Here is an 8,946-nt window from a genome sequence, read left to right as displayed (position 1 = left end):
CCAGGACGGCGTCGACGCGCAGGCCGTGGCGGGCGGCCATCAGGACTCCTCCCCGGTCGGCGGCTCGGGGAGCGAGGCGGCCAGAGAAGGGCTGACGGCGTCGACGAAGTCGAGGTCGGCGCCGGTGGTGTCGGCGTAGAGGGCGAGTTGGCCCAGGAGCAGGACGGTGCGGGCGAAGTCCTCGCAGTCGGGGCACATGACGCGGGTTCTCCCTTCATTGGGCGTGGCGGGGTAGGGACCTGGCGCGAAGGGCGGTCGCGCCGACCGTGGAACGGGGAGGTCAGACCGTGGCGGGGATCGTCTCGGACCGCGGCACCGGGGCTTCCGACGTGCCGGTCAGTTCCGGCCGGAACGGGGCCAGTTCGGGCAGGTCCGGGACGAGGTGAGCGTGCCGGTTGCAGGTGTTCACGGCTTGGCGAAGGGAGGTGTGCGGAGCGCGGATGCGGTGCCAGCCCCCGGTGGAGTCCCCGGCGACGGCGACGCCGCGCAGTTCGGCGGGGATCTGGATGGCGGCCAGAACGGCATCCGGGGAGATGTCGCCGAAGGCCATCTTGGCGCTGGTCTCGTCGTTGACGCGGTGAGCGGTACGGCCGGTGAGCTGGGCGCGGAGCATGGTGATGCCATCGCCGAGTTCGGAGCCGAAGCGCTGCCCGCAGATCTCCAGGTAGATGCCGGCCGCGCGGCCGAGCTGGGCGAGGCGGACCAGGGCCTTGATGATGCGGTCGCGGCGCGGGTCGTTCTTCTTCGTGCTCAGCGCGAGTTCGGCGACCTCGTCGACCAGGACCACGACAGGCACAGGCCGCAGATGTTCGGGCAGGTCCCAGACGTCGGCGGCTATCTCCGCGTCAGCGACGTCAGCGGTGATGCGCTGTTCGGCGCGGATGAGCTGGTAGACGGCTTCCATGCGGGACACCAGTGCGTCGAGCAGCTCGGCTGCGGTGTCGGGGTTGTCGGCGAGCGCCGAGAACCGGCGAGCCAGCGGGAACAGCTCGACTCCCTGTTTGCAGTCGATGCCGACCAGGGCGACGTCCATCGGGGCGAGCCCGGCGACGAGGTTGCGTTGGTAGACGGACTTGCCCGACTCGGTGGCGCCGAGGGTGAGGGCGTGCGGAATGGCACGGTAGTCGCGGTAGTGGACCGAGCCGTCCTCGCGCAGGGCGACCGGGACGCGCATCGGGCGGGTGTCGAGTTTCGCGGGCATCTGCACCCGCTTGAGGACGTCGTAGCCGGTCATCCGCACTTCCACGACTCCCGAGCGCACCTCACGTGAGGTGACGCCGTACATCGAGAAGGAGTGGCGGAGCCGGTCCGAGGCGGCGGCGACGTCGAAGGCGTCCTGACCGGGGCGCAGGCCCAGCCGCAGGACCAGGCCGGTCCTGGTCGGGCGAAAGCGCAGGATGCGCGGCGGGCGGGACTCCGGCATGGGCCGGTTGGTAACCCGCGCCAGAGCCAGGCGCCAGCGCGACGGCGGGACCGTCAGACCGCAGGCGTCCATGACGGAGGCGTAGCGGACCAGGACCCGCAACGCTGCGAAGGTGACGCCGAAGGTCAGCCAGTACCAGGCTGGGCGCCGCCACCGCAGGAGACCCGCAGCGGCGACGACCAGCGCCAGAGCGACCGTGAAGGTGGTCATGATCAGGCCGCCTTGGAGTTCGCGGCAGCGGCGACGAGGGACGTGACCGCGACGGCGCGGAAGGCGATGCCGTGGCGCTTCTGACCGTTGAAGTCGTTCTCCCACGGCCGGGCGATCAGGCCCGTGAGCGCGACCGGCGTGCCCATGGTCAGCTCACCGGAGATACCCGGTTCCGGGACGGCGATGGACAGGATCTCCACCTCGTCGTTCGCCGCGAACATCACGTCCACGGTCATCATCTTGGCGCCGGTCTCGGTGTCCAGTGCGATCTCGCCGGTACGGCGGTCCTTCACCTTGGGCTGCGGGGTCTTGGCGACCATCACGGTCGCGGCGGAGGTGTCCACGGGGATCTGACGCATCGTCTTGTCTCCTGCTGTAGTGGGTGCTTGACCGACTTCCGTCGGTGAGATCAGGAGACCGCGAGGAGGGGTGGACGCATCACGGCCCGTATGGACGTTTAGGGACGTCTGAGTTATCGTCAAAACGTCCCTGAGACGTCCCAGGAGAGGGCAGCCATGGCGAACGAGCGTCTGCGCGCGGCCATTTCGGCGAAGGGCGAGACCATCCAGTCCGTTGCCGAACACGTCGGAGTCGACCCCAAGAGCGTTGAGCGCTGGATCACCACGAACCGGACTCCGCACCGGGGGCACCGCTGGAAGGCCGCGAGCTTCCTGGGGGTCGACGAGGTCTACGTCTGGCCGTCAGTCGAGAAGCAGGCCGAGAAGGCGAGCGCGTCGGAGCTGATCACGTACTACCCGCACCGCGGTGCCGTTCCTGCCCCGCTGTGGTCCTCCCTGATCGAGAAGGCGACGGACCAGGTCGACATCCTGGTGTACGCGGGCCTCTTCCTCTTCGACAGTCACCCGGACCTGCCGGACCAGTTGGCCGAGAAGGCGAAGGCCGGCGCCCAGGTCCGCATCCTGCTGGGCGACCCGGAGTCCGCAGCAGTGCGCCAGCGTGGCGAGGAGGAGGGCATCGGCGACGATCTGGCGGCGCGAGCGCGGATCACTCGCCGGTACTTGCAGCCCGCCATGTCGACGCCGGGTGTCGAGATCCGGCTGCACGACACGATCCTCTACAACTCGATCTACCGGTTCGACGACGACGTGTTGGTGAACCCCCACGTGCTGGGAGCTCCCGCAGGGCAGAACCCGGTGATGCACTTCAAGTACCTGCCGGGAGCACGAACGTTCCGGCACTACATGCGGAGCTTCGACTACGCCTGGGACCAGGGCCGGAAGGCATAACGGGGTCCCGGCGTGCGACGCTGAACACATGGCACGCGTCGACTACTTCAACGATCCGAACGCCCCGAAGGCGAACAGCCTCGTCCCCTCCGTGACCGCCGTGGCCCGCAACGAGGCCGGGGAGGTCCTGCTCATCCACAAGACCGACAACGACCTGTGGGCCCTGCCCGGAGGCGGCGTCGACCTGGGCGAGTCAGCACCCGACGCGGCTGTACGCGAGACCAAGGAAGAAACCGGGTTCGACGTCGAGATCACCGGCCTGATCGGGATCTACACGAACCCCGGGCACGTCATGGCGTACGACGACGGCGAGGTCCGCCAGCAGTTCTCCATCTGCTTCCATGCCCGCATCGTCGGCGGCCAGCTGCGGACAAGCAGCGAGAGCAAGGAAGTCGCGTTCGTCGATCCGACCAGGCTGGACGAGCTGACCATCCACCCGTCGATGCGCATGCGGATCGAGCACGGATTGGCCGGCCGGACCGAGCCCTACATCGGCTGAGCGGCCATGCGGTCGAGGGTTCGCTCGACGGCGGCCTGGAGGTACGGACGCGCCTTGCTGATCGCGTTGTGCACCTCGCTGCCCGGCTCGTAACGGACCAGGATCTCGTCGATCCGCGTGTCGAAGGCGAAGGACTGTCCGGCGGGGCCGGTCGTCATGTCGGCGAAGATCAGCGCGTCGAGGACGGGGGAGTCTTCCCGCTCGTAGACGTCCAGCTCTGCCGAGAGACCGCGCTGCTCTGCTTCGTACACGGCTCCGGAGTGGTGGGCGACCAGCCGCACGAGACGTGCCGGCGCACCCAGCGTTTCCAGGTGGCGGGCACCGTCGAGGGGATGGAACCCGGTGTCCCGCAGCTCGGGGGCGTAACCGATGTCGTGCAGCCACGCTGCGGCGACGAGGAGATCCCGGTCAGCCTCGGACACAGCCGCGGCAGCCTCACGAGCCCGAGCGGCCACAGCCTGAGTGTGCAACCAGCGGTTCCCAAGCTGAGGAAGCAGAGACTCGGCGAGTTCGGCCGCTCCCTGAGGCGTGTCCAATACAGAAGGCATGCATGGAACGGTAGCCGAGACGAGCGGTGAGCCGACAGGCCACGATCGAGCGGGTTCGATCATGGGTGCGGTACAACTTTCCCTACTTCATCAAGTGCCCGCGCACGGCGCGGGCGCGCGCCGCCTCTGCGGCGCGGCCTGCCTCCTGTCTTCGCCCCGGCTGGCCGCGCCCGGCGGCGCGCTAAGTGCCGCGGGCAGAGCGGGGAAGTCACTCGCGAGCCAGACATGCCTCCGGCGGGGGCGCTCAGGCTCCGAGATGGCGGGGGCGCCGTTCGCGGGCGCTGGCCGACGGTGGCGTGGGCGGGGAGCTCCCATCCCGTCCGCCGTCGACCCAGGCAGAGCCGAGCAGGCGCGGCCCAGGGCGTCAAGGTCGTTCGTACAGTGGCGCGCTCCACCTTGACGCCCTGAACCACGCCCGCTCCACGGTGTGTGGGTCGACGGCAGACGGGATGGGAGCTGGGGAGGGGGTGGGTTCAGGGAGTCTGTGTCGTGGTGGTCGGAATCGAGATTTCCGTACCAACACGTTCCGATACGCCGTAGAAGCGCGGATAAATGTGGGCCATAAGCGTGAATTTTAAGAGTCCTCGCAGTCTACTGAACGGTTCCAAGCAATGCATGCGTTAACTTGCTCTGGACCGCTTCCCTCTCATTGATCGGCGGATTCATGGCTGTAACCATCCCGGACGCTGCGAATGCAACTCAGCCGAGCTGGAGATTCTGTAAGGAGTGTTTTGTCCTTTTTTTCGACGGTTACGGAAACAAGGGAAACTGTGCGGGTGGGCACTCTGAAGGTGAAGGACACAAGGCGGCGGGTTGGGATTTCTATCTAGTAAGCGACCCGGACAATCTGCGCTGAAGTAACTCGGGGTGGATTCATCCTGCGGCCGAAGCGATGTCAGTGGTAGCCGCAGATCAGAGGGTCACGCGGGTGCATAAGGAACGCAGGCCGAGTCGAACTAATTCCACATCCACTTTCACAATCGGAGGAAGCATGGCCGTCCAAATTCCCGACGCTGTAAACACCACCCAATCCGACTGGCGGTTCTGCAAGCAGTGCCACAGTCTTTTCTTCAACGGATACCAGGAAAAGGGGATCTGTAACGGTGCTCCGCAGGTCGGGGGTGGGCACAGTGCCGCGGGATGGGACTTCTACCTGCTGGCCGATACGGATAATTTGAGGTGAATTACTCGCGTCGATGGGCTCGCAGTACTCTGCGGGCCCATCGGCATGGGTAAAACGTTTGAGCGCTCAGAACCTGCGGAATAGGGTGTGGTGCCATTTCCGGGGCGCCGCCGTCGACGCGACGCAATGGCTCACCTGTCAAGCAGCGCGCGACGGCCGAGTTGCCTGGGCCGTCCCTGGGCCGTCCGAAGCCGACCAACGCTGACAGTCAGCACCTACGGGTGACCACCCCCACCCCGCTCTGGCCTGGGCCCCCGCAGATGATCTGCCACACTGGACGTGTTATGCCTGCACCCGGAGAACTCACTTTCGTCGCCCCCCGCGGAGCCAAGAAGCCGCCGCGGCACCTCGCCGACCTCTCGCCCGCCGAGCGGAAGGAGGTGGTGGCGGAGATCGGGGAGAAGCCGTTCCGTGCGAAACAGCTGTCCCAGCACTACTTCGCGCGGTTCGCGCACGACCCGGCCGAGTGGACGGACATCCCCGCCGGTGCCCGCGAGAAGCTGCGCGAGGCGCTGCTGCCCGAGCTGATGACGGTCGTACGGCATCTGTCGACGGACGCGGGGACCACCCGCAAGACGCTCTGGCGGCTGTTCGACGGCACGCTCGTGGAGTCGGTGCTGATGCGGTACCCGGACCGGGTGACCATGTGCATCAGTTCGCAGGCGGGCTGTGGGATGAACTGCCCGTTCTGCGCGACCGGGCAGGCCGGGCTCGACCGGAACCTGTCCACCGCCGAGATCGTCCACCAGATCGTGGACGGGATGCGGGCGCTGCGCGACGGGGAGGTTCCCGGCGGGCCGGCCAGGCTGTCCAACATCGTGTTCATGGGCATGGGCGAGCCGCTCGCCAACTACAAGCGGGTTGTCGGTTCGATCCGCGCGCTCACCGATCCCGCGCCCGACGGGCTGGGGCTCTCGCAGCGCGGGATCACCGTGTCGACCGTGGGGCTGGTGCCGGCCATCAACCGGTTCTCCGACGAGGGCTTCAAGTGCCGGCTCGCCATCTCGCTGCACGCCCCCGACGACGAGCTGCGCGACACCCTCGTCCCCGTGAACACGCGGTGGAAGGTGCGCGAGGTGCTCGACGCCGGGTTCGAGTACGCCGAGAGGTCCGGCCGTCGGCTGTCCATCGAGTACGCGCTGATCCGCGACATCAACGACCAGGCCTGGCGTGGTGACCGGCTCGGCCGCATGCTCAAGGGCCGGCCCGTGCATGTGAACCTGATCCCGCTCAACCCGACGCCGGGCTCCAAGTGGACCGCCTCCCGGCCCGAGGACGAGAAGGCGTTCGTCGAGGCCATCGCGGCGCACGGGGTGCCGGTCACCGTCCGGGACACGCGTGGCCAGGAGATCGACGGGGCGTGTGGTCAGCTCGCCGCGACCGAGCGGTAGTCTGACCGGCGTAAGTACTGTCGTTTTTTCGGACAGTGCGGAAAATCAGACATCTTCATATTCCGACAGGGGAGCGCCACAGCGCTGAGAGTGCGGCACCGGGCCGCAGACCCTCTGAACCTCGCCCAGGTCATTCTGGGTAGGAAGTTCGGTCATCACTCGAGCTGTTGCGCCCTGCCCGGACACCCCACGTGGGTTCCGGGCGGGGCCGCGTCTCTTCCTGGTCACCTCCAGGAGGATTTCCAGTGCACACCAGGACGTTCGTCGCCGCGGCCGTGGGCCTCGGTCTCGTCACGCTGTCCGCCTGCGGATCGTCGGACGACGGCGGTTCCTCGCAGAGCGAGAGCAAGAGCAAGACGGTCACCCTCGTCAGCCATGACTCGTGGGCCGTCTCCAAGAACGTGCTCGCCGACTTCGAGAAGCAGTCCGGCTACCAGGTGAAGGTCCTCAAGGACGGCGACGCCGGGCAGGCCGTCAACAAGGCGATCCTCACCAAGGACAACCCGCAGGGCGACGTCTTCTTCGGCGTCGACAACACCCTGCTCTCCCGCGCGCTCGACAACGGCGTCTTCCAGCCGTACGAGGCGAAGGGGCTGGACCAGGTCGACGGGCAGTACCAGCTCGACGCCGGGAAGCACCGGGTCACCCCCGTCGACTACGGCGACATCTGCGTCAACTACGACAAGAAGTACTTCGCCGACCACGAGCTGGCCCCGCCCGCCACCTTCGACGACCTGGTGAAGCCGGCGTACAAGAACCTCCTCGTCACCGAGAACGCGTCCACCTCCTCGCCCGGACTCGGCTTCCTGCTCGGCACCGCCGCGAAGTACGGGGACGACGGCTGGGAGGGCTACTGGAAGAAGCTCAAGGCCAACGGGGTGAAGGTCGTCGACGGCTGGGAGCAGGCCTACAACGAGGAGTTCTCCGGTTCGGCCGGCGGCAGGAAGGCCGGCGCGGACCGGCCGCTCGTCGTCTCCTACGCCTCCTCGCCGCCCGCCGAGGTGATCTACGGCGACCCGAAGCCGACGACAGCGCCGACCGGCGTCGCGGCCGGCACCTGCTTCCGGCAGGTCGAGTTCGCCGGGCTGCTGAGCAACGCGAAGAACAGTGAGGGCGGCAAGGCACTGATCGACTTCCTGATCTCGAAGCCGTTCCAGGAGGACATGCCGCTCAACATGTTCGTCTACCCGGTGGCGAAGGGTGCGGCGGTGCCCGCCGAGTTCACCGAGTACGGCCCGGCCGCCAAGGATCCGGAGACGATGGCCCCGGCGAAGATCGCCGCGGACCGCGACCAGTGGGTCAAGTCGTGGACCTCGCTCGTACTGAAGTAGGCGGGCCTCCAGCAGGCGGGCCTGGCGCGGACCGGCGGGCGGCCCCGCGCCGCCGGCGGACCGGAAGCGCGACGCGGCTGGGGCTGATGGCCCTGCCCGTCGCGTTCTTCGGGCTGTTCTTCGCCTACCCGGTCGCCGCGATCCTCGCGCGCGGACTGCATTCCGGCGACGGCTGGCACTTCGGGCGCCTGTTCGACGTGCTCGGGCAGTCCGACATCCGGCACGTCCTGTGGTTCACCACCTGGCAGGCGCTCGCCTCCACCGCGCTCACCCTGCTGATCGCCCTGCCCGCCGCCTACGTCTTCGCCCGCTTCTCCTTCCCCGGCAAGCAGGTCCTGCGGGCCGTCGTGACCGTCCCGTTCGTCCTGCCGACCGTCGTCGTCGGTACGGCGTTCCTGGCGCTGGTCGGCCGCGGCGGTCTCCTCGACGAGCTGTGGGGCGTACGGCTGGACACCACCGTGTGGGCGATCCTGCTCGCGCACGTCTTCTTCAACTACGCCGTCGTCGTGCGGACGGTCGGCGGACTGTGGGCGCAGCTCGACCCGCGGCAGGAGGAGGCCGCGCGGATGCTCGGCGCCTCGCCCCTGCGGGCCTGGCGGCAGGTCACCCTCCCGGCCCTCGCGCCGGCCGTGGCCGCCGCCGCGCTCATGGTGTTCCTCTTCACCTTCACCTCCTTCGGGGTGGTGCAGATTCTCGGGGGCCCGACCTTCTCCACGCTGGAGGTCGAGATCTACCGGCAGACCTCGGAGATCTTCGACCTGTCGACGGCCGCCGTCCTGACGATCGTCCAGTTCCTCGCCGTCGGCGCGATCCTCGCCGTGCACGCCTGGACGGTACGGCGGCGGGAGAGCGCGCTGCGGCTGGTGGACGCGGCCGGGACCGCACGGCGGCCGCGCGGGGCGGGGCAGTGGGCGCTGCTCGCCGGGGTGCTCGGCACGGTCGCGCTGCTGCTCGTGCTGCCCTTGGCGGTGCTGGTGCAACGCTCCCTCGGCGCCCCCGACTTCGCCTACTACCGGGCGCTGGCCGGCAACGAGGGCAATGTGTTCCTGGTTCCGCCGATCGAGGCCGTCGGCAACTCGCTGGAGTACGCCCTCGCCGCCACCGTGATCGCGGT

General features: G+C 68.2%; 9 protein-coding genes. 5 read left to right on the top strand and 4 right to left on the bottom strand.

Annotation, left to right across the window (positions count from 1 at the left end):
- Positions 1 to 39: 39 nt before the first annotated feature.
- From BZL64_RS40355 to BZL64_RS30930, 3 genes are all read right to left on the bottom strand, one after another.
- Positions 40 to 198, bottom strand: coding sequence for a hypothetical protein (locus BZL64_RS40355; RefSeq protein WP_167396220.1), 159 nt, complete (start codon positions 196 to 198; stop codon positions 40 to 42).
- Positions 199 to 280: 82 nt separating this feature from the next.
- Entirely contained in the window at positions 281 to 1,633 is a 1,353-nt protein-coding gene (locus BZL64_RS30935; protein ID WP_086772455.1) for an FtsK/SpoIIIE domain-containing protein, read from the bottom strand.
- Between the two features lie 2 nt (positions 1,634 to 1,635).
- Complete coding sequence (locus BZL64_RS30930; RefSeq protein WP_086772454.1) at positions 1,636 to 1,992, bottom strand: SCO3933 family regulatory protein; 357 nt, start codon at positions 1,990 to 1,992, stop codon at positions 1,636 to 1,638.
- A 156-nt stretch (positions 1,993 to 2,148) separates the two neighbouring features.
- Between BZL64_RS30930 and BZL64_RS30925 the strand changes: the two genes are divergently transcribed.
- Both BZL64_RS30925 and BZL64_RS30920 read left to right on the top strand, forming a co-directional pair.
- Complete coding sequence (locus tag BZL64_RS30925) at positions 2,149 to 2,880, top strand: XRE family transcriptional regulator (RefSeq protein ID WP_086772453.1); 732 nt, start codon at positions 2,149 to 2,151, stop codon at positions 2,878 to 2,880.
- Between the two features lie 28 nt (positions 2,881 to 2,908).
- Complete coding sequence (locus BZL64_RS30920; protein WP_086772452.1) at positions 2,909 to 3,379, top strand: NUDIX hydrolase; 471 nt, start codon at positions 2,909 to 2,911, stop codon at positions 3,377 to 3,379.
- Here the strand turns inward: BZL64_RS30920 and BZL64_RS30915 are convergent.
- Complete coding sequence (locus BZL64_RS30915; RefSeq protein WP_086772451.1) at positions 3,367 to 3,927, bottom strand: HDIG domain-containing metalloprotein; 561 nt, start codon at positions 3,925 to 3,927, stop codon at positions 3,367 to 3,369. The genes BZL64_RS30920 and BZL64_RS30915 overlap by 13 nt on opposite strands.
- 1,467 nt (positions 3,928 to 5,394) lie before the next feature.
- On the opposite strand from BZL64_RS30915, the gene rlmN reads away from it, so the two are divergent.
- The 3 genes from rlmN to BZL64_RS30900 all read left to right on the top strand — a co-directional run.
- Entirely contained in the window at positions 5,395 to 6,501 is a 1,107-nt protein-coding gene (rlmN, locus tag BZL64_RS30910; protein ID WP_086772450.1) for a dual-specificity RNA methyltransferase RlmN, read from the top strand.
- Positions 6,502 to 6,746: 245 nt separating this feature from the next.
- Positions 6,747 to 7,832: a thiamine ABC transporter substrate-binding protein gene (locus BZL64_RS30905; protein WP_086772449.1), complete on the top strand. Its 1,086-nt coding sequence runs from the start codon at positions 6,747 to 6,749 to the stop codon at positions 7,830 to 7,832.
- A gap of 86 nt (positions 7,833 to 7,918) precedes the next feature.
- Positions 7,919 to 8,946, top strand: a 1,028-nt coding sequence (locus BZL64_RS30900) for an ABC transporter permease (protein ID WP_143663355.1), incomplete at its 3' end; no start/stop codon positions are given.

This window comes from Streptomyces bobili (assembly GCF_002154575.1).
GTDB lineage: Bacteria > Actinomycetota > Actinomycetes > Streptomycetales > Streptomycetaceae > Streptomyces > Streptomyces bobili.
The sequence above is the reverse complement of the archived record's forward strand: the minus strand, read 5'-3'. Positions and strand labels throughout refer to the sequence as shown.

Bases quoted from the DNA above. Each gene is read 5' to 3' on its own strand.
- rlmN (WP_086772450.1), top strand. From the start codon at position 5,395: ATGCCTGCACCCGGAGAACTCACTTTCGTCGCCCCCCGCGGAGCCAAG.
- BZL64_RS30920 (WP_086772452.1), top strand. From the start codon at position 2,909: ATGGCACGCGTCGACTACTTCAACGATCCGAACGCCCCGAAGGCGAAC.
- BZL64_RS30925 (WP_086772453.1), top strand. From the start codon at position 2,149: ATGGCGAACGAGCGTCTGCGCGCGGCCATTTCGGCGAAGGGCGAGACC.
- BZL64_RS30935 (WP_086772455.1), bottom strand. From the start codon at position 1,633: ATGACCACCTTCACGGTCGCTCTGGCGCTGGTCGTCGCCGCTGCGGGT.
- BZL64_RS30930 (WP_086772454.1), bottom strand. From the start codon at position 1,992: ATGCGTCAGATCCCCGTGGACACCTCCGCCGCGACCGTGATGGTCGCC.
- BZL64_RS40355 (WP_167396220.1), bottom strand. From the start codon at position 198: ATGTGCCCCGACTGCGAGGACTTCGCCCGCACCGTCCTGCTCCTGGGC.
- BZL64_RS30915 (WP_086772451.1), bottom strand. From the start codon at position 3,927: ATGCCTTCTGTATTGGACACGCCTCAGGGAGCGGCCGAACTCGCCGAG.